Annotated in this window: 18 protein-coding genes and 1 pseudogene; 9 read left to right on the forward strand and 10 right to left on the reverse strand. The window is 62.2% G+C overall.

Annotated elements, in window-relative coordinates:
- Window positions 1–66 precede the first annotated feature (66 nt).
- From sseA to KEC16_RS10565, 6 genes are all read right to left on the reverse strand, one after another.
- On the reverse strand, window positions 67–924 hold the full coding sequence (sseA, locus tag KEC16_RS10540; protein WP_211548613.1) for a 3-mercaptopyruvate sulfurtransferase: 858 nt from the start codon (window positions 922–924) through the stop codon (window positions 67–69).
- A gap of 20 nt (window positions 925–944) precedes the next feature.
- Window positions 945–1,949 carry a cysteine synthase A gene (locus KEC16_RS10545; RefSeq protein ID WP_211548615.1) on the reverse strand — a complete coding sequence of 335 codons (1,005 nt, stop codon included), beginning with the start codon at window positions 1,947–1,949 and terminating at the stop codon, window positions 945–947.
- A 125-nt stretch (window positions 1,950–2,074) separates the two neighbouring features.
- The gene (locus tag KEC16_RS10550) at window positions 2,075–2,686 is read right to left on the reverse strand and encodes an NUDIX domain-containing protein (protein WP_211548617.1); all 612 of its coding nucleotides are present in this window, start codon (window positions 2,684–2,686) and stop codon (window positions 2,075–2,077) included.
- 1 nt (window position 2,687) lies between these two features.
- A complete protein-coding gene (locus KEC16_RS10555) occupies window positions 2,688–3,158 on the reverse strand; it encodes a CopD family protein (protein ID WP_211548619.1) in 471 nt (156 codons plus the stop codon).
- A 12-nt stretch (window positions 3,159–3,170) separates the two neighbouring features.
- Window positions 3,171–3,812: a ParA family partition ATPase gene (gene parA / locus KEC16_RS10560; RefSeq protein WP_211548621.1), complete on the reverse strand. Its 642-nt coding sequence runs from the start codon at window positions 3,810–3,812 to the stop codon at window positions 3,171–3,173.
- Window positions 3,813–3,905: 93 nt separating this feature from the next.
- Window positions 3,906–4,853, reverse strand: coding sequence for a hypothetical protein (locus KEC16_RS10565; RefSeq protein ID WP_211548623.1), 948 nt, complete (start codon window positions 4,851–4,853; stop codon window positions 3,906–3,908).
- Window positions 4,854–4,886: 33 nt separating this feature from the next.
- On the opposite strand from KEC16_RS10565, the gene KEC16_RS10570 reads away from it, so the two are divergent.
- Window positions 4,887–5,717, forward strand: coding sequence for an undecaprenyl-diphosphate phosphatase (locus tag KEC16_RS10570; RefSeq protein ID WP_249209067.1), 831 nt, complete (start codon window positions 4,887–4,889; stop codon window positions 5,715–5,717).
- A 66-nt stretch (window positions 5,718–5,783) separates the two neighbouring features.
- Here the strand turns inward: KEC16_RS10570 and KEC16_RS10575 are convergent, their stop codons facing one another.
- From KEC16_RS10575 to KEC16_RS10585, 3 genes and pseudogenes are all read right to left on the reverse strand, one after another.
- The gene (locus KEC16_RS10575) at window positions 5,784–6,389 is read right to left on the reverse strand and encodes a VOC family protein (RefSeq protein WP_211548624.1); all 606 of its coding nucleotides are present in this window, start codon (window positions 6,387–6,389) and stop codon (window positions 5,784–5,786) included.
- Window positions 6,390–6,461: 72 nt separating this feature from the next.
- Window positions 6,462–8,143 (reverse strand): annotated as a pseudogene (locus KEC16_RS10580) (cation acetate symporter).
- Window positions 8,143–8,472, reverse strand: a complete 330-nt coding sequence (locus tag KEC16_RS10585; RefSeq protein WP_211548626.1) for a DUF485 domain-containing protein — start codon at window positions 8,470–8,472, stop codon at window positions 8,143–8,145. Before KEC16_RS10585 ends, KEC16_RS10580 begins: the two are co-directional and overlap by 1 nt.
- Before the next feature lie 482 nt (window positions 8,473–8,954).
- On the opposite strand from KEC16_RS10585, the gene KEC16_RS10590 reads away from it, so the two are divergent.
- Genes KEC16_RS10590 through KEC16_RS10605 form a run of 4 tightly spaced genes read left to right on the forward strand, consistent with a single transcriptional unit; the run spans window position 8,955 to window position 12,755 of the window.
- Window positions 8,955–10,394 (forward strand): DUF294 nucleotidyltransferase-like domain-containing protein, encoded by a 1,440-nt coding sequence (locus KEC16_RS10590; RefSeq protein WP_211548628.1) that lies wholly within the window; start codon window positions 8,955–8,957, stop codon window positions 10,392–10,394.
- 2 nt (window positions 10,395–10,396) lie between these two features.
- The gene (gene thiD / locus KEC16_RS10595) at window positions 10,397–11,200 is read left to right on the forward strand and encodes a bifunctional hydroxymethylpyrimidine kinase/phosphomethylpyrimidine kinase (protein ID WP_211548676.1); all 804 of its coding nucleotides are present in this window, start codon (window positions 10,397–10,399) and stop codon (window positions 11,198–11,200) included.
- Complete coding sequence (locus KEC16_RS10600) at window positions 11,194–11,946, forward strand: glycosyltransferase family 25 protein (RefSeq protein ID WP_211548630.1); 753 nt, start codon at window positions 11,194–11,196, stop codon at window positions 11,944–11,946. Before thiD ends, KEC16_RS10600 begins: the two co-directional genes overlap by 7 nt.
- 14 nt (window positions 11,947–11,960) lie before the next feature.
- Window positions 11,961–12,755, forward strand: a complete 795-nt coding sequence (locus KEC16_RS10605; protein ID WP_211548632.1) for a PhzF family phenazine biosynthesis protein — start codon at window positions 11,961–11,963, stop codon at window positions 12,753–12,755.
- On the opposite strand, the gene KEC16_RS10610 is transcribed toward KEC16_RS10605, so the two are convergent.
- Complete coding sequence (locus tag KEC16_RS10610; protein WP_211548634.1) at window positions 12,733–13,473, reverse strand: YkgJ family cysteine cluster protein; 741 nt, start codon at window positions 13,471–13,473, stop codon at window positions 12,733–12,735. The two genes, KEC16_RS10605 and KEC16_RS10610, sit on opposite strands and share 23 nt — an antisense overlap.
- A gap of 139 nt (window positions 13,474–13,612) precedes the next feature.
- Here KEC16_RS10610 and KEC16_RS10615 point away from each other — a divergent pair, with 139 nt between their 5' ends.
- The 4 genes from KEC16_RS10615 to KEC16_RS10630 all read left to right on the forward strand — a co-directional run bounded on the left by KEC16_RS10615 (window position 13,613) and on the right by KEC16_RS10630 (window position 19,941).
- Window positions 13,613–15,469: an SLC13 family permease gene (locus KEC16_RS10615; protein WP_346344065.1), complete on the forward strand. Its 1,857-nt coding sequence runs from the start codon at window positions 13,613–13,615 to the stop codon at window positions 15,467–15,469.
- A 65-nt stretch (window positions 15,470–15,534) separates the two neighbouring features.
- Window positions 15,535–16,707, forward strand: coding sequence for a phosphoserine transaminase (locus KEC16_RS10620; protein ID WP_211548636.1), 1,173 nt, complete (start codon window positions 15,535–15,537; stop codon window positions 16,705–16,707).
- 29 nt (window positions 16,708–16,736) lie between these two features.
- Window positions 16,737–18,314: a phosphoglycerate dehydrogenase gene (gene serA, locus KEC16_RS10625; protein WP_211548638.1), complete on the forward strand. Its 1,578-nt coding sequence runs from the start codon at window positions 16,737–16,739 to the stop codon at window positions 18,312–18,314.
- Window positions 18,315–18,552: 238 nt separating this feature from the next.
- Window positions 18,553–19,941 (forward strand): methyl-accepting chemotaxis protein, encoded by a 1,389-nt coding sequence (locus KEC16_RS10630; protein ID WP_211548640.1) that lies wholly within the window; start codon window positions 18,553–18,555, stop codon window positions 19,939–19,941.
- Window position 19,942 lies beyond the last annotated feature (1 nt).

The following is a 19,942-nucleotide window of genomic DNA, read 5'->3' on the forward strand; positions in this document are numbered from 1 at the left end:
TGAGGCAGCCCACCAAGAAAAAGGCCGCATCCCCAAGGAATGCGGCCCGAATGCAGCATTATGGGGTCAGCCGGCCTCGACTGGGGCACCGTCCTTGTTGCCCCATTCCGACCACGAGCCGTCATAGACGGCGACGTCCTTATGGCCCATCAGGTACAGGCCCAAGGCGACGACGCAGGCGGTGACGCCTGAGCCGCAGGTGGTGGTGATCGGCTTGGACATGTCGATGCCGGCCTCGGCGAAGATGGCCTGCAACTCGCTCGCCGGCTTCATGGTCCGCTCGCGTTCGTCGATCAGACTTTGCACCGGCACGTTCAGCGCGCCGGGCATGTGGCCGACCTGTTTGACCGGCCACGGCTCGCCATCAACGCCTTGAAAGCGTCCGGTGGCGCGGGCATCGACGATCTGTTCGCGCTTGCTGTCGACATTGGCCAGCATGTGGTCGTAATCGCGCACCAGCGTCTGGTTGACGTGAGGGATGAAGTGGCGGTCACGCGGGATCGGCGGCAAATCCTCGGTGGCGCGTTGCTCACGCAGCCATTTGGGCAGGCCGCCATCCAGCACGCAAACGTCGCGGTGGCCGAAGACGCGGAACATCCACCACACGCGGGCGGCGGCGCTGCCGAACCCGGTGCTGTCATAGATGACGACCTTGTTGCCGTTGCCCAGGCCCATCTTGCGGACCTTGCTGGCGAATTTTTCCGGCGCCGGCAGCATGTGCGGCAGTGAGGCGCCGCTGTCGGCCACGTCGTCGATGTCGAAGAATACGGCGCCGGGGATGTGTTCGGCGTCGTATTCCTCGCGGCCGTTGCGGTTGGCGCTGGGCGGATACCAGCTGGCATCGACGATGCGGACATCCGGAGCCTTTAAATGGTCAGCAAGCCATTGGGTGGAAACAAGGGCATCCGGATTGACATAATTCATGGCGGCGTTTTTCCCATCGGTTATGCCAGCCATTCCGGAACGGGCAGGTTCTTTTCCCGCAGGAAGGCCGGGTTGAATAATTTGCTTTGATAGCGCGTACCATAATCGCACAACACTGTCACCACCGTATGGCCCGGACCCAGATCGCGGGCGACCTTGATGGCGGCCATGATGTTGATGCCGCTGGATCCGCCAACCACCAATCCCTCTTCGCGGATCAGGTCGAAGATCACCGGCAAGGCTTCCTCGTCGCTGACTTGGACTTGGCCGTCAATGGGGGCGCCGACCAGATTTTGGGTGATGCGGCCCTGGCCGATACCTTCGGTGATCGAGCTGCCCTCGGCCTTCAATTCGCCATGGGCATAGAAATTGTACAGGGCCGAGCCCATGGGATCGGCCAGGACGATGCGGATATCCTTGTTCCGCTCTTTCAGCGCCAAGCCGATCCCCGCCAGGGTGCCGCCAGTGCCCACGGCACAGGTGAAGGCATCGACGCGGCCGTCGGTTTGCTCCCAGATTTCCGGGCCGGTGCTGCGGTAATGACCCTGGCGGTTGGCGACATTGTCGAATTGGTTGGCCCACAGCACGCCGGCCGATTCGGTCGCCGCCAGTTCTTGGGCCAGGGTTTCCGAATAGCGCACGTAATTGCCGGGATTGGCGTAAGGCACGGCCGGCACCAATCGCAGATCGGCGCCGACCAGCCGCAGCATGTCCTTTTTCTCTTGGCTTTGCGTTTCCGGCATGACGATGACGGTGCGATAGCCGCGGGCATTGGCGACCAAGGCCAGGCCGATGCCGGTATTGCCGGCGGTGCCCTCGACGATGATCCCGCCGGGGGACAGCAAGCCTTTTTCCTCGGCGTCGGTGATGATGGCGAGGGCGGCGCGATCCTTGACCGAACCACCGGGATTAAGGAATTCGGCCTTGGCCAGGATGGTGCAGCCGGTGATTTCCGAAGCGCGCTTGAGCTTGATCAGCGGGGTGTTGCCAATGGTGTCGGTAAAGCCTGCGCGTATCTGGGCCATTTGCTTGCATCCTGAATTAAATAACATTTCTAAAAACGATATATGATCTATTTGGCTTTAATCAATCCATTTTTGATGTGAAATGTGGGCAAAAAACACCCCGCCATGGTGGCGGGGTGTTGAACTCAGTCCAGCCAGCGGGCGCGGATGGTCTGCTTTTCCAGCATCAGCCACTGGACGGCGAGTACCGCCATGGAATTGCAGATACGTCCATCCTTGGTCATTTCATAGGCTTCATCCGTCGGCAGGGTGAAGACGCGGATATCCTCCCCCTCATGCGCCAATCCGTGCAGGCCGTCGATGGTCGAAGCATCGACACGGGCGCAGAACAAGGCGCAGCTTTCCGACGAACCGCCGGCGGTGACCAGATATTTGCCGACCTCAATCATGTCGGTGGGCTCGGCCCCGGCTTCCTCGGCGCTTTCGCGCCGCGCCACGCCTTCGGGGGTTTCGCCCTCTTCGATGATGCCGGCGACGCATTCGACCAGCCACGGATACCAGCCCGCCGCCAGGGCGCCGGGGCGGAATTGTTCGATCATGGCGACGCGGTCGCGTTCGGGATCGTACAGCAACACCACCGAGGCATGGCCGCGCTCGAAAATCTCGCGCACGATTTCCTGGGTCCAGCCGCCGTCAAAGCGGCGATGGCGCAGGCGATAGCGGTCGATCTGGAAATAGCCCTTGAACACCGTGTCCTTGGCGATCAGCTCGACGTCGGCATCGGTGAAGCGGGTCATGTCAATAGGCCCACAAGGTGCCGGTGGCGCCAATGGCGGTGGTGAACAGGCCCAGCACCAAATTGATGACGACGACGTGGCGGATGCGGTTGAGCGAGCCGGCGGCCTTGGTGTGTTCTTCGGTATCGACGCGGCGTTTGAATGCCTGGAACGGGCCAAAATACAGATAGACGAAATTGGCGACCATGATCAGGCCGGTGATCTGCATGATGTCGATATGAATGGCGCCGCCGGTAAAGCCGCCGCGATACCCCAGGAACAATACGCCATAGCCGGTGGCCAGCAGGGCGATGATGGATAGCCACACCAAGGCGAAGAAGCGCGGCAGCACCCGCCGCCACAAGGCCAGACGCAAAGGCAGGGCCATGTCGGCCATGGCCGGGCGCAAAATGAAGTGTGCGAACAACATGCCGCCGACCCAAGCCAGGGAGGCGAGGGCATGGACGGCCAGGGCGAAAGCGTATGACAACATGGAGCGTTCCCTTTAAAGACCGAGCTTGGCGCCGATTTCAGCGGCCAGGGCCTTGATTTCCTTGGTTGCGGTATGGCGCGGATTGCTTTCCGCCACGCCTTTGCCTTCCATCATCGAAGCGGCGAAGGCGACGCGGTTGCCAAGAACGGTTTCCGCCACCGGCATTTCGGCTTGCAAGATCTTGGCTTTGACCGCGTCCACCAGCTTACCCTTGGGCGGCGTACGATTAAAGACGACGATGGCCGTGCTCTTTTCCTTTTTCGCCAGATCCAGCGTCGGTTGCGTCGCCCACAAATCCAACGGCGTCGGCTGCATGGGAACCAAGATCAGGTCGGCGGCGCGGACGGCGATACGGACGTCGGTTTCGGCATGGGGCGGGCTGTCGATCAAGATCAGGTCAAGATCACGTTTCATGCGGTCCAATTCGGTGGCCAGACGCCAGCCCGAGGCCTGCAAGAAGGTGATGCCGCCGCCGGCTTCATCCACCAGCATCTTGCGCACCTCGAACCACATGGCCAACGATCCTTGCGGATCAATGTCGACCACCCCGACCCGTTTGCCGGCCAGGGCGAAGGTCACGGCCAATTGGGCGGTGATGGTGCTTTTGCCGGCTCCGCCCTTTTGCTGGGCGACGGTAATAGCCTTGGCCGACATGCGCATGATCCCCTTGAAATTCACTTTGCCGATCAGGCTATCGGGTTTAGGCCATTTTGCAAGGGCGAGAACGTTTCAGCCCGGTTGCAGCGGTCATCGCGTCAACTCGGCGACCTGAAGCCACAGCGCCGGCGCGGTGGCCGTCACCAGCGCCAACGCCAGCCAACGCCAAGCCCGCTGATGCCCGTGCGGCGTCGAGGCCTGTGCGGTGATATGCCATGACGCCGCCAAGGTGGGGCCGGTCAGCAGCAGGGCAAGGGTCAGGCCGTGGGGATACGCCTGCCCGGCGGCGAGAAAAAGTGCGGCGATTTGGGCCAAGATCATTCCCGCCGCCAACCGGGCCAAGGCGTTGGCGGCTAAAAGCCCGCGTCGCCGCATGCGGAAATAGCCCACCAGCACCACCAGCGTGGCGATCAAAGCCAGGGTGAAGATGATTCGGCTGAACAAAATCCGCAACAGCGCCTGCGAATAGGATTGGTGCACGGCGCTGGACAAAAATTGCCCTTCCTCCGCCGGGAACAGTGGCGGGGCGCTGACCATCAGGACGGCGATGAAGGCGGCGATTGATCCGGCCACCAGCAGCCGGCGGCGGTCAAGCAGCAGGATCGGCAGCAAGCCAAGCACGGCGGCAGACGGTGTAACCCACAGGCTTAACCCGATGATGATCCCCACTAAGACACCGTGCCGATCCCGAGGCATGTCCGCTTGCGCCGCCGCCAAGGCGACGGCCAACACCAAGGCGGTGGCGACGATCAGCAGCGGCTCCGGCAGGGGGGGAAGGGGGAATTGCAGGGCGATCAGGGACAGGAAGGGCGCGGCCTGGGCCAAAAATGCGGGCAACGATCCGCTGATCCGGTGAAAGGCCCGCCCCAGCAGGAACAGGGCGACACCGACCAGCGGATAGACCCCAAGCCATGACGGCGGGCGGGCGGCCAGCAAGGCGGCGAAAGCCAACGGCAAAATCCACAGGGAAAGGCTGGTCTGGCGGTTGGTCATGGTGTCGGTGTAGCGCAGCTTTGCCCGCGGAAGCAAGGCGGCCAAGGCAATCCTTGCCAGCGGGGGGCGGGGGAGGGCATGATCCGCCCGCCTTCATTGCCGGTGGATGAGATGGAAACCATTCTGCAAGCCTTGCTGTTGGGAATTGTCGAGGGATTGACCGAATTCCTGCCGGTTTCCTCGACCGGTCATTTGATTTTGCTGGGTGATTTGCTGGGATTCCAAGGTCCGCCGGGCAAGAGCTTCGAGATCGTCATCCAGCTTGGCGCCATCTTGGCCGTCTGCGTGGTCTATTGGCAGCGCCTGTGGGGGGCGGCGGCCGGCGCGATGACGGATGCCCGTTCCCGTGCCTTCATCCGCAATATCTTGGTCGGCTTTCTGCCGGCCATGGTGGTCGGTGTCCTGGCCTATAAGCACATCCGCGCCTTGCTTGATTCCCCCATCGTGGTGGCGGTGGCGCTGGTGGTCGGCGGTGTGCTGATCTTGGTGCTGGAGCGGGTCAACAAGCACCCGCGCTTTCATGCGGTCGAGGATTTCCCGACGTCCTTGTCGTTGAAGGTCGGGATCTTCCAGTGCTTGGCCATGGTGCCGGGGGTGTCGCGTTCGGGGGCCACCATCATGGGGGCGTTGCTGGTCGGTGTCGATCGCAAGGCGGCGGCTGAATTTTCATTCTTCCTGGCCATCCCCACCATGTTGGGGGCGACGGTTTATTCGCTTTATAAGAATTGGGCCGATCTGTCGTTCGACAATGCCGGGCTGATCGCCATCGGCTTTGTCGCCGCTTTCATCGCCGCCTTATTGGTGGTGCGCACCGCCATCGGCCTGATCATCCGTCACGGCTTCGCCCCCTTCGCCTGGTACCGGATCGCTTTCGGCGGCGTCATGCTGGCCGTACTGCTGAGCCGCTAAACCGTGATGCCTCAAATGTGCATCATGGTTTAGCCTTCATCATTTTCCCTCGCCGGGCGCGCCGCTCTAAATCAGATCCACCACCTTGCCGCCGATGTGGATTTGCGCCCGCAAGGCCGGGCCGGCATTGGCGATGGCGACGCTGTCGACCAAGCCCAACGGGGTCAGTTCTGTGCGCAGGCGGTGGGCGTCGTCATGGGCCAGGGTCAGACGTTTCAGCCGTAAGCCATGATCGGGCAGGCGGTTGCATGGATGACCGCCCTCTTGCCATTGGATCAAGGCGGGGATGGTGCCGTTCAAAGGCGGTATTCCATCGACGGGGCCGGCGAAACGCCAGCGAAAATCCGCGCGCTCCATGCTCAGCACCCGGTAATCATCGGGGCACAGCCGCTCGATGGATTGGGTGCGGACCACCCAATGAACCAACCGGGGAACGCCGCTGAACTGATCCAGTCCGAACCAGCGCGGCTGTGGCGGTGGCGGCGCCTGGGGATCAATGCTGATCACTTCCAGATAGCAATCCGGGCCAAGCGATAAAACGGCGTTGTGAGTCCCCATGCGGGGATGCTGGCCGCCCAGGGTCGGGGCCGTTCCCAGGCGTTGGCTAATGTGGCTGATGCCTTCCGACAAGGTGCGGGCGGCGACCACCAGATGGTCCAATTGGCAAGTCATGCGTCAGCTTAAAAGAAAAAGGCCGCCGGGGATACCCGGCGGCCAAGTTTTTGAACGCGTGTGGCGCAGCCCTTAGTGGGCGGCGGCACCTTCGGCGCCCAGACCGGTTTCGGACCGGATCGCCATGGCGTCGTACTGAGCCCGCTCGGCATCAGCCTGCGCGCTGGTATCCAGCTTGGAGAACAACCAGCAACCGAAGAAAGCGGCCGGCATGGTGAACAAGGTCGGATACACGAACGGGAAGATGGGTTCGGCGAAGTGGAAGCTCGACACCCAGACAACCTTGGACAAGATCACGCAGCCCACCGAGCCGACGAGGCCGATGTAACCGCCGATGACGGCGCCCTTGGTGGTCAAGCTCTTCGAGAACATGGCCATCACCAGCACCGGGAAGGTGGCGGAGGCGGCAATGGAGAAGGTCAAGGCGACGATGAACGCCACGTTCTGCTTTTCGAAGATGATGCCCAAGATCACGGCGATGACGCCCAGACCCAAGGAAGCGATCTTCGAAACCATGACTTCGCTGCCTTCGGTGGTGCGCCCACGGGCGATCACGTTGGCATAAAGGTCATGCGAGATAGCCGAGGCGCCGGCCAGGGTCAGACCCGACACCACCGCCAGGATGGTGGCGAAGGCCACGGCCGAGATGAAGCCCAGGAACAGATCGCCGCCGATGGCGTGCGCCAGCCAGATGGCGGGCATGTTGCCGCCGCCCTTAAGGGCCAGACCGCCCTTGGCAACGTCCAGGTACTGCGGATCGGTGGCCACCAGGGTGATGGCGCCGAAACCGATGATGAAGGTCAGGATGTAGAAGTAACCGATGAAACCGGTGGCGTAGAAGACCGACTTGCGGGCTTCCTTGGCGTTCGGCACGGTGAAGAAGCGCATGAGGATATGCGGCAGGCCGGCGGTGCCGAACATCAGGGTCAGACCCAGCGAGATGGCGTCGACCGGATTGGTCACCAACGAGCCGGGAGCCATGATGGCCAGCTTCTTCGGGTGAATTTCAACCGCCTTGGCGAACAGGGCCTCGAACGAGAAGCCGAAATGCGACATCACGCCCAAAGCGATGAAGGTGGCGCCGCCCAACAGCAGGCAGGCCTTGATGATCTGCACCCAGGTGGTCGCGGTCATGCCGCCGAAGGTCACATAGACCATCATCAGCGCGCCGACGACAATCACGGCGATGATGTAGTCGAGGCCAAACAACAGCTTGATCAGCTGGCCGGCGCCGACCATCTGGCCGATCAGGTAGAAGATGACGACGATCAGCGCGCCGGAAGCGGCGAAAACGCGGACCGGGCCCTGCGCCAGACGATAGCTGGCAACGTCGGCGAAGGTGAACTTGCCCAGGTTGCGCAGACGTTCGGCGATCAGGAACAAGATGATCGGCCAGCCGACCAGCCAACCCACCGAGAAGATCAGGCCGTCAAAGCCCGAGCCGTAAACCAGGGCGGAAATACCCAGGAACGACGCCGCCGACATGTAGTCGCCAGCGATGGCCATACCATTTTGGAAGCCGGTGATGCCGCCGCCGGCAGTGTAGAAATCGGCGGCGGTCTGTTCCGCTTGGAGGCCCAATAGGTGATGCCCAGGGTCATGCCGACGAAGATCGCGAACATGACGACGGCGTGCCAGTTGGTGGCTTGCTTTTCCACATTGCCGAGATCGGCGCCTGCGGCGTAAGCGGCGGTTGCGGCCAAGGTCCCGCCAATGGCGAGAGCGGCCGCGAGAGCGAACTTAGTGATGTTCATCAGCGGGCTTCCTCGAGAATCTGGCGGTTCAGTTCGTCGAACTCGGTATTGGCGCGGCGGACATAGATGCCGGTCAGCACGATGGCCGACAGGATCACGCCCACGCCGATGGGGAAGCCGACGGTGGTGACGCCGCCCGACAGCGAAGTGCCCAAAAAGGCCTTGCCATAGGCGATGAGCAAGATGAAGCCGGCATAGATGCTCAGCATAATGGCCGACAACAGCCACGCAAACGCACGGCGCTTGCTGACCAATTCCTTGAACTTAGGATTATTGGCGATTTTCACATGCGCAGCGGCATGAATGTTCACATTCGGTGCTTGTGCCACTTTGACCCTCCGCTATTTTACCGCCCCGTTTGGGGTCGGTTTGTTGTTTTGTGGGCCGTTGTTCGACCCGCTTTTTGTTCCCCTGCATCTGGCTGTGGGCACCCATGCGAACATGGTATGACCCCAACGCTTGCGGGAAGGTTCCGACGTCATTAACATCCGACTACATTGCCGTCAACTGCGCTTGCGTAGCAGGGTTGAATTATTTGCATAGCGGCAGGGGGTGGGAAAGCTGCGCTAGTTTAGCATTTTCGTTGTTTGCCAGACGGTAAGTGCATCCATCTTTCATTTTCAAATAAGACATCAGGTGTTGCGTTGTCATCTTATGGTGGACGATGCCTATGCTTTTATATTTTACTATTATTCGTTAGTCAGTTTTCTCCTGCGACACTTTCGGGTAGGCTTTGGTGCCGCGCTCTGACCTTTATCCCGACATGGTTGTTATAGAGATCGCGCTTGTTTGCAATTTGGATGAATTTGCAATGAATGATGTCGCCGCTTTGGCTCGAATCGACAGCTTTCCCTATCGCCATCGCCTGCACGAGGTCATGAGCACGCCAGTCCTGACCGGTCCCGAGGACCTGTCGCTGACCGATGCCATTCACCGCATGTACGAATCGCGGGTTTCGTCGATCATCGGCGTCGATGCGCTTGGACGGGCCTTGGGCATCTTGACCGAACGCGACTTGCTGCGGATCTTGTCCAATGATGGCGCCGCCGGGTTGAACGCCACCTTGGGGCAGATCATGACCCGACCGGTGGCGGCGGTGCCCAGCGACGCCTTTGTCTATGTGGCGTTGGGCAAGATGACCCGCTTGGGCTTGCGGCATTTGGTGGTGGTCGATCGCGACCGTCGGCCCATCGGCATGGTGACCGGCCGCGCTTTGTTGAAGGTGCGGGCCAACGATGCCCTGGTCATCGGCGATTCGGTCCATGAAGCCCGTGGTCCCGAGGACATGGCCGCCGCCATGGCGGCGTTGCCCGGCCTGGCCCGCTCGCTGTTGGCCGAAGGGGTGTCGGCGCGGGGGATTTCCTCGGTCATCGCCTTGGTCATCCGCGATTTGACCGCGCGCGCCACCGAACTGGCCGAAATTTCCATGGCCGAAGATGGCTGGGGCAAGGCGCCGGCCGCTTACGCCATGTTGGTGTTGGGATCGGGTGGACGCGGCGAAAGCTTGCTGGTGTTCGATCAGGACAATGCCATCGTCCATCGCGGGACCACCGCCGATGACGTCTGGTTCGCCGAATTGGGCAAGCGCGTCAACGAGACGCTTAATCAGGCCGGCATTCCGTTTTGTGACGGCGGCGTCATGGCGCGCGAGCCGAAATGGCGGAAAAGCCTGGAGGAATGGAAGGACGAGGTTCACCAATGGGTGTTCTCGCTGGAAAACCAGACGGTGATGTATTGCGATATCTTTTTTGACTTCCAGCCGGTCTGGGGCGACGGCGAACTGGCCGAGGAACTGCGGAGCTGGGCCATCGACAAGGCCTCGCAATCGGCTTTCTTCATGCAATACCTGGCCCAGCACGTGGCCAAGATGGAGGTGTCGCTGACGCTGTGGGGCGGCTTCATCACCAAGAACGGTCGCCTGAACGCCAAGAAGTTCGGGCTGTTGCCGCTGGTTTCGGCGGCGCGCTTCCGCGCCATCCGCGCCCATGTTCTGGCCACCGGCACCGACGAGCGTTATACCGCCGTCAAGGACATGGAATTGATGCACGAGGATGATTGGCGTGATTTTCTGGAAATCCGCGAAATCGTCTTCCGCGTCATGCTGGACCAGCAATTGGCCGATCTCGCCGCCGGTATCGCCCCTTCGGCCAGTATTGACCCCAAGCGTCTTCCCAAGCAAATGCGTGAACGCTTGCGCTGGGCTTTCAAGCGCCTGCGCACGCTGAAATACATTTGCGGCGTCGCCGGCTGACCATGAAGGGCCGCGTTCTCATCGTCGCCGGCTCCGATTCCGGTGGGGGAGCTGGCATTCAGGCGGATATCAAGGCGGTTTCCGCCTTGGGGGGCTACGCCGCCACCGCCATTTCCGCCCTGACGGCGCAAAACACCCAAGGGGTGTTCGCCATCCATGCGGTGCCGCCGGCCTTTGTCCGTCAACAGATGGAACTGGTGCTTGATGATATCGGCGCCGATTGCGTCAAAACCGGCATGCTGGCCAGTGTTGCCATCATCGAGGCGGTGGCCGCCAGCCTGGACAGCCATGCCACGGGCGTGAAGCTGGTGGTCGATCCGGTGATGGTGGCCAAGGGGGGGGCGTCGCTTTTGGCCGATGATGCGGCACGGGCCATGATTGATCTGCTGGTGTGCCGTGCCGCCCTTATCACCCCCAACATCCCCGAGGCCGAAGTGTTGCTGGGCCGCCCCATCGCCGGGGTGGCGGCGATGGAGGCGGCGGCGCGCGACCTGCTGGCCCTGGGCTGTGGCGCCGTGTTGCTGAAGGGCGGTCATCTGGAAGGTGACGATCTGGTGGATGTTCTGGTTCAGCCCCAGGGGGTGACACGCTTTGCCAGTCGCCGCATCGCCACCACCTCGACCCATGGCACCGGCTGCACCTTGGCCTCGGCCATTGCCTGCGGCCTCGCCCAAGGCATGGATCTGGCGGCGGCGGTGGGGCGTGGCCGCGTTTACGTGCGCCGCGCCATTGAAACCGCCCCCGGCCTGGGGCGAGGCCATGGCCCGCTCAATCATCTGCATGCCATCGGCGCGTACGAATGGTGAGGTCCCGGCTTACCGCCCATGTCATTCATCTCCGTCGGCGGGAGGACCGGAAAGAGCGTTTCTTGCGCTGGAATGCCGGTCATGCGGTGGAGTGGCATTGGCATGATGCGGTCGAAGCCGCCGCCGTGGATCGTCAGGATGGCGAATTGTTGTCCTCGCCTGATCTGGCGGTCGACGACGCCGTCATCGCCACCGCGATGTCCCACCGCCGGCAATGGCGGCAATGCGTGGCCGACGACGCGCCGCGCCTGATCTTCGAGGATGACGCCTGCGCCCGCCATGGTTTCGAGCCGTTGCTAAGCCGGGGGCTGGCCGGCTTGTCCGCCGCCGATCTGATCTTTTTTGGCTGCAATACGGATGCGGAGCTGATGCTGGAATTGCCGGATCGGCTGTTTTCGTATGTGGTCTTCGGCAATGCCGCCCATGCCAGCCCCGGCTATTTCGACGCCTTCGCCAAGACCGCGCCGCCATGTTCGCCGCCGATTCTTTATCAGGCCTATCTGACCTGGGGCTTGCTGGCCTATGCGGTGTCGCCGGCGGGGGCGGCCAAGCTGCTCCGGGAATGCTTTCCCCTGCGTCCGGTCACCGTCGATTTGTTTCAGCACGGCCGCAAGGTGGAAAGCATGGCCATTGACGCTATGCTGAACGCGGCCATGCAACGGGGGGCGGTGCGGGCGCTGACATGCTTTCCGCCCTTGGTCATCGGCCCCAATGCCGATTCCGATCTGGATGCGCGCAAGGGATAGCAAGGGGAGAGGTGATGAAAGCTGCGTTCTGGCAGGTGGATGCGTTTGCCGAGAAACGGTTTGCCGGCAATCCGGCGGCGGTGATGCTGTTGCCCCATTGGCCCGAGGACGGGCTGATGCAGCAGGTGGCGGCGGAAAACAACCTGTCGGAAACCGCTTTTATTGTCCGCGAACCCGCAGGCTGGCGCATTCGCTGGTTTACCCCCAAGGTCGAAGTTGACCTGTGCGGTCACGCCACCCTGGCCGCCGGCTGGGTGGTGCTGAACCATTTGGAACAAGGCGAACAGGTGGTCTTCGCCTCGAAAAGCGGGGCCTTGCCGGTCGAGCGCCAGGACCAGCGGCTGGTTCTGGATTTCCCGGCCATGCCGCCGCGCTCGACCATTTTCCCCGACGGCATCGAAGCCGTTCTGGCCAAGCCGGTGCGCGAGGTGCTGTCCACCAGCGACCATCTTTTATGCGTGCTTGATAGCGCCGACGCGGTGCGCAGTCTGGTTCCCAACATGGCGGCGGTGGCCGGCCTGAATAAAAGGGCGCTGATCGTCACCGCGCCGGGCGACCGCGACCAGGGGGGCGATTGTGATTTCGTTTCGCGCTTTTTCGCCCCGCGCAAGGGGGTGATCGAAGATCCGGTCACCGGCTCGGCCCATTGCGTGCTGACCCCGTTTTGGGCCAAGCGATTGGGGCAAGACGCCATGGTGGCGCGCCAGCTTTCCGCCCGTGGCGGCATTTTGTGGGTGGAACAGGCCGGCCCGCGCGTGCGCATTGCCGGCCACGTGGTGCCCTATGTCAACGGCGCCGCCGAGATTTGACCGCGACCTTGGGGAACCAGTCAAGCACCGCCGCCGCCGGGAACACTGTCTCGCCGTCCCACCAGCGGCCGGCGGCGTCGGGTCGGTCGATGATTGCTTGCAGGGCCGGCATTAATTCCAGCCCCGGACAATCGCGGCCCGCCTTGATCAGCGGCAGGGCCAGTCCCTTTAGCGCCCCTTCATAGATCATCTTCGGCTCAAGCTGAAAGGCCGGGTTGGTTTGCCCGGCCATCACCGGCAGGCCGGCATATTTGGTCATGCAATGGCGCACATCCACATGCCACAGCGACCGGCATTTCAGCGGCCGGATGTCATAGACGGCGCAGGCGCCTTGTTGCAAGAAGGCGCAGGGCTGATCGGGCCGCCACGCGGTCAGCAAGGCGCGCTCGGCCGGGCGCGTGGCCAGGGCGCGGGACATGGCCAGGATCTCGATGGCGGCGGCGCCGACTTTTTGATGGCAACACCAGCCGCAGCCGCGACGACAGGCCGCCGGCGCTTGGCCCAGGGCAAAAGCCGGTGTCTGGCGGATCGAGTCGAAAATACGGTCAGCCCGTTGCCAAGCCTTGGTCACGGCGTCCATCATGGCCTCGACCCCCTGGGGCAGGGCTTGGCTTACCGCCGCATGGGCGGCGTCGAAGGCGGCCTGTTCCAGCGGTGGCGGCGGACGGCGGGCTTGGCCGCGCAAGGTGGCGACGGGGTCGAAATTGGTCGGGCTCATGCCGTGGAATTTAGCAGCACCAAGGCCACGACAGAAAGAACACTTTCTATATGGTGAAATTCATCGACCTACATAGAACTTGTTGTGAATTTGTGCCGATGCTATTGCTAATGTTCCAGGGCGACGATGGGAGTGGGCGGTGCTGAGCGAATTGGCGATGACGCCGCAAATGGTGATTACCCTTGGCCTGCTGATTTTGGCCTTGGGGCTGTACGTGTCCGAACGGATCCCGGTCGAAGTCGCTTCCATCGGCTTGCTGGTGGTGATGATGGTGGCGTTCCACCTGTTGCCGGTCCAAGGTCCCGACGGCCGCAATCTGCTGTCGCCGGAAATCTTGCTGTCCGGCTTCGGCAATCCGGCCTTGCTGACGGTGATGGCGCTGCTGGTGGTGGCCGAGGGCTTGAACCGGACCGGCACGCTTGACCGTCTGGTCGATGGGGTCGGGAATCTGCGCCTGTCGCCTTCGGTTTTGGCCGCCTTGGCGCTGGCGGTGGTGTGCGTCACCAGCGCCTTTATCAATGACACGCCGGTGGTGGTGATGTTTCTGCCGGTGTTCCAGGCTTTGGCCATGCGGGCGGGGCATGGGTCGTCGCGGCTGATGATGCCGTTGTCCTTTGCCGCCATCTTGGGCGGCATGACCACGCTGATCGGTTCCAGCACCAATCTGCTGGTGTCGTCGGCGCTGATTTCCCAAGGTCTGCCCGGGCTGGAATTCTTCCAGCAGACCCCCATGGGCGTATGGGTGGCGGCGGTCGGTTTTATTTATGTGGTGTTCGTCATGCCCCGTTTGTTGCCGAAAGGGGAAAGCGGCGGTTTGGGCGGCGGCGGCGGCGGCGGCAAGCAATTCGTGTCGCAATGCGTGGTCGCGGCCGGTTCGGCCCTGGATGGGGCTCAGGCGGCGGCGGGGAGGTTTCGGCAACTGCCCGATATCACCGTGCATCTGATCGTGCGCGACGGCGAATCGGTTTTTCCGCCTTACGATGATGTGGTGCTGACGGCGGGCGATGTGCTGATGATCGCCGGTTCGCGCAAGGCCTTGACCGAGACGGCGGCGCGCTATCCCGGCCTGTTGTCGGTGCCCGAGATCCATGACGACGATGACGACGAGGCGCCGGTTCCGCGCCCGGCGGTACCCACGGTCGAGCAGGTGATGGTCGAGGCCATGGTGCCGCCGACATCGCGCTTTACCGGCTTTTCCGTCGAGCAATTGGGGCTGAACCGTTACCACAATCTGGTGGTGCTGGGGTTGGAGCGCCGCGCCCGGATGATGCGCGGCCCCACTGCCGGCCTGCGCCTGCAAGCCGGCGACGTGTTGTTGCTGATGGGGCGCGACAACGACATTGAAACCTTGCGCCGGGATCGCGATCTGGTGGTGATCTCGGGCAGTGCCGGCCTGTTGCCTCGCGTTCATCACGCCAAGACCGCCGGCTTGCTGTTCCTGGCCATGCTGGGATTGTCCGCCACCGGCGTGCTGCCCATCGCCATCGCCGCCATCGGTGTGGCGGTTCTGTTGGTTGCCCTGGGCGCCTTGACCGCGCGTCAGGCCATCGGCGCCATTGACGCCAAGATCGTGCTGTTGGTCGGCAACGCCTTGGCCTTGGGCCAAGCCATGGAGGCCACCGGCGCCGCGGCCTTCCTGGCCAAGGCGTTGTTGCTGATCATGGGCGACGTCGGTCCCTGGGTGGCGGTGGTGGCGTTCTTCGGCTTGGTGTCGTTGATCACCAATGTGTTGTCCAACAACGCCACCGCCGTGCTGTTCACCCCCATCGCGGTGGGGTTGGCCCGGCAATTGGGTGTCGATCCCCATTTATTCGCCATTACCGTCATTATCGCCGCCAATTGTTCCTTTATCACTCCCATCGGGTATCAGACCAATCTGCTGGTCATGGGGCCGGGACATTACCGTTTCATCGATTACGCCAAGGCAGGGTTGCCACTGACACTTTTGCTGTGGGCGACCTTCGCCATCGGCGCCAAGGTGGTCTGGGGATTGTAAAGTCTTGCCTGCAAGGCGTGCCCTGCTAAACTCCGGCGCTGTCGCCAGCAAGGATTTTTGCAAGCATGTCCCAATCCGCACGGCCGTCCGTCCGGCCGAACAATCCTAATTTCTCCTCTGGCCCCTGTGCCAAGCGTCCCGGTTGGTCGGTGGACGGCTTGACCGATACGCCGTTTGGCCGCTCGCATCGGGCCAAGGTGGGCAAGGCCAAGCTGGAAGAAGTGATCGACCGCAGCGCCGCCATCTTGGGCTTGCCGGAAGGCTGGCGCCTGGGGATCGTGCCCGCCTCGGATACCGGCGCGGTGGAAATGGCCCTGTGGTCGTTGTTGGGCGGGCGCGGCGTCGATATGTTCACCTGGGACAGCTTCGGCGATACCTGGGTGGCCGACGTGCAAAAGCAATTGAAGCTTGATGATGTGCGGGTGTTCACCGCGCCTTACGGCCAATTGCCCGATCTGGCCCGCGCCGATTTTGATCGCGACGTGGTGTTCACCTGGAATGGCACCACGGCCGGGGTGCGGGTTCCCAATGGTGATTGGATCGCCGACGACCGCAAGGGATTGACCATCTGCGACGCCACCAGCGCCGCCTTTGCCATGGATCTGCCCTGGCATAAGCTGGATGTGGTGACGTGGTCGTGGCAAAAGGTGCTGGGCGGCGAAGGCGCGCACGGCATGCTGGTGCTGAGCCCGCGCGCGGTCGAGCGGCTGGAAAGCTATACGCCGCCATGGCCGTTGCCCAAGATTTTCCGCCTGACCTCGGGCGGCAAGCTGATGGACGGCATCTTTCGCGGCGACACCATCAACACCCCGTCCATGCTGGCGGTGGAAGATCAGATCGATGCCTTGAAATGGGCCGATTCCATTGGTGGATTGCCGGCGCTGATGGCCCGCTGCGAGGCCAACCGCGCCACCGTGCAATCTTGGTTGGATGGCTCGGATTGGGCGGTCAATCTGGCGGACGATCCGGCGATCCGTTCGTGCACCTCGGTCTGCCTGACCCTTAAGGCCGCTTGTTTCACCCGCTTATCCGCCGAGGATCAAGCCGCTTTCGCCAAGAAAATGGTAAGCTTGCTTGATAAGGAAGCGGTTGCCTTTGATATCGGTTCGTATCGCGATGCCCCGCCCGGTTTGCGCATCTGGGGCGGCGCCACGGTCGAGACCGCCGATATCGTTGCCGTTTTGCCGTGGCTGGACTGGGCCTATGCTCAGGTTCAGGCCGAATTCGCGTCCAAGTGAAGTTGCTGTTTGCATAGGGAAGTGTCGTCATGCCCAAGGTTCTGATTAGCGACAGGTTCAGCCAGGCTGCCGTGCAGGCGTTTTCCCATCACGGCATTGAGGTCGATGTGCGGCCAGGGCTGTCGGTCGATGAACTCAAGGCGATCATCGGTGAATATGATGGCTTGGCCGTGCGGTCGGGGACCAAGGTCAGCGCCGAATTGCTGGCCTGCGCCACCAAGCTGAAAGTCGTCGGCCGCGCCGGCATCGGCACCGATAACATCGACTTGGCCGCCGCCACCGACCAGGGGGTGGTGGTGATGAACACGCCGTTCGGCAATTCGGTGACCACCGCCGAACACGCCATTGCCCTGATGTTTTCGCTTGCTCGCCAAATTCCCGCCGCCAACGGGTCAACTCATGCCGGCAAATGGGAGAAATCCCGTTTCATGGGCGTCGAATTGACCGGCAAGACTTTGGGCATCATCGGCAGCGGCAATATCGGCGCCATCGTCGCCGACCGCGCCTTGGGCCTGAACATGCGGGTGGTCGCCTTTGATCCGTTCCTGTCCGAAGACCGGGCCAAGGACATGTGCATCGAAAAGGTCGATCTGGACAGCTTGTTCGCGCGCGCCGATTTCATCAGTCTGCATACGCCGTTGACCGAGGCCACCCGTAACCTGATCTGTGCCGATTCCATCGCCCTGATGAAAGACGGCGTCCGCATCGTCAATTGCGCCCGTGGCGGTCTGATCAACGAAGCCGATCTGCGGGCCGCCATCCTTTCCGGCAAGGTGGCCGGGGCGGCGCTTGACGTTTATCAGGTCGAACCGGCGACCGAGAATTGTCTGTTCGGATTGGAACAGGTGGTGTGCACGCCGCATCTGGGCGCCTCGACCGCCGAGGCGCAGGAAAATCAGGCGTTGCAGGTGGCCGAGCAAATGTCCGATTTTCTGCTGTCGGGCATTGTCGCCAACGCGCTGAACATGGTGCCGGTCTCGGCCGAGGACGCGCCCAAGCTGAAACCTTATATGAAGCTGGCGGGGCAGTTGGGCAGTTTTGCCGGTCAGTTGACCGAGCACGCCATCAAGGCGGTGCAGATCGAATATGAAGGTCATGTGGCCAGTCTGAACACCAAACCGTTGACCGCCATCGTGCTGGAAAGCCTGTTCCGGCCGATGATGGAATCGGTCAATCTGGTCAATGCGCCGCTGGTGGCCAAGGATCGCGGCATCGAGGTGTCGGAAGTCACCAATGAACGCAAGGGCGATTACAACACCCTGATCCGCGTCACCGTGGTGACCGAACAACGCACCCGCGATGTTGCCGGCACGCTGTTCGGTGGCGACAAGCCGCGTGTGGTGGCGATCAAGGGTATTCCGATCGAGGCCGAGTTGGGCAGCCACATGCTGTATGTCACCAATCAGGACAAGCCCGGTTTCATCGGCGCCCTGGGCAGTCTGTTGGGGGCGCGGGGCGTCAATATCGCCACGTTCCATCTGGGCCGGTCTGAATCCGGCGGCGACGCCATCTTGCTGACCCAGGTCGATCAGCCGCTGACCGATGCCATCCTTGCGGCGGTGTGCGAACTGCCCCATGTGGTGCAGGCCAAATCGCTGAGCTTCTGAGACCATCTGCTTTCATGTCAAACCCCTTCCCGGCGACGGGGAGGGGTTTTGCCTTGTCACATAACATTCACACTTGCTGAACATACTCCTTAAGGAGTATATCCCCCATCCTAAAGTGAATGATAAATGTCAATTGGCAGCACCTGGGGTAGATATACATCCCGTGCTTTGCTTCCCGGCCGTGGGGCATGCCCAATAGAATACGTCATTGCCGACACGACCATTCCAGGGGGGAATCATGTTCGCCGCACGTCAAAAGCCGAAGCCGCCGCCGGTTCAGGATCAATCGCGTCCCGATGAAGAGTTGAGCGCGGATCGTCTGGCCATTATCGACGAGATGTTGGACATGATTCTGGCCGGACGCTACCACTCGGTGCCCGAGGGGCGGTGCAGCGTCGGCAAGAAGATCAAGGCGATGGCCGAACAGCTGGAAAAGCGGGCGCTGGGGGAACTCAAGCGCAATGTCGAGATGTCGATCAGCATCAATGAAGCGGTGACCGAGAACGCCGGCATGATGCGTTCGGTCAGTGAAGCCGATCGTCGCAGCCAGACCATCGCCGCCGCCGCCGAGCAATTGGTGACGAGCGTCGGCCAGATCGCCGAGAATTCCAACGGTGCCGCCGCCGAGGCGCAATCCGCCGAAATCGCCGCCCTGGAAGGACAAAAGGCGGCCGAACAGGCGGTGGAGACCATGCAATCCATCGCCCATGCGGTCGAGGCCGCGGTGACCAAGGTGGAAAGCCTGGGGCAAGCCTCGGCTCAGATTGGCGACATCATCAACCAGATCGAAGCCATCGCCCGGCAGACCAATCTGTTGGCGCTCAACGCCACCATCGAAGCGGCGCGAGCCGGGGATGCCGGCAAAGGCTTCGCCGTCGTCGCCAACGAGGTCAAGCATCTGGCGAACCAGACCGCGAAGGCCACCATCGACATCCGCGCCCGCATCGAAAACCTGCGCCAGGAAATGTCCGATATCGTTGTCACCATGGAAGACGGCGCGCATGCTGTCGAAGCAGGCCAGGCGGTGATCCGGGTGACCGGCGAAAACATGCGGCAAGTCTCGACCCAGGTGGCCGAAGTCACCGGGCGCATGCAGGGGATCGCTTCGATCCTGACCCAGCAGACCGCCGCGTCGGAAGAAGTGTCGCACGGGGTTGGCGTCATCGCCGAAATGTCGGGGCGCAATGTGGCGACCATCGGCCAAGTGGCCGAGGAAATGGACCGGGCGGCCAAGGTGATCGCACGGACCTTGGCCGACATGGCCGAGTTGGAGATCGAAGATTTGACCATTCATGTGGCCAAGTCCGATCACATGATTTGGCGCAAGCGGTTGGCCGACATGCTGGTCGGGCGGGAAACCCTGCGTCCCGATGAACTGGCCGATCATAGCCAATGCCGCCTGGGGCGGTGGTGCGCGACCGTCACCGATCCTGGAATCCGCAATCATCCGGCCTTTGCCGCGTTGGAAGAACCGCATCGCATGGTTCACCAACACGGCATCGACGCCGCCCGGCTTTATCAATCCGGCGACATCGACGGCGCCTTGCATTGCGTGCAATTGGCCGCCCAGGCATCGCAGGGGGTGATGCAGGCTTTGGATGATCTGAGCTGCCGCGGTACGTTCTGAA

The sequence above is a fragment of the Magnetospirillum sulfuroxidans genome (genome assembly GCF_018224925.1).
Taxonomy (GTDB): Bacteria; Pseudomonadota; Alphaproteobacteria; order Rhodospirillales; family Magnetospirillaceae; genus Magnetospirillum; species Magnetospirillum sulfuroxidans.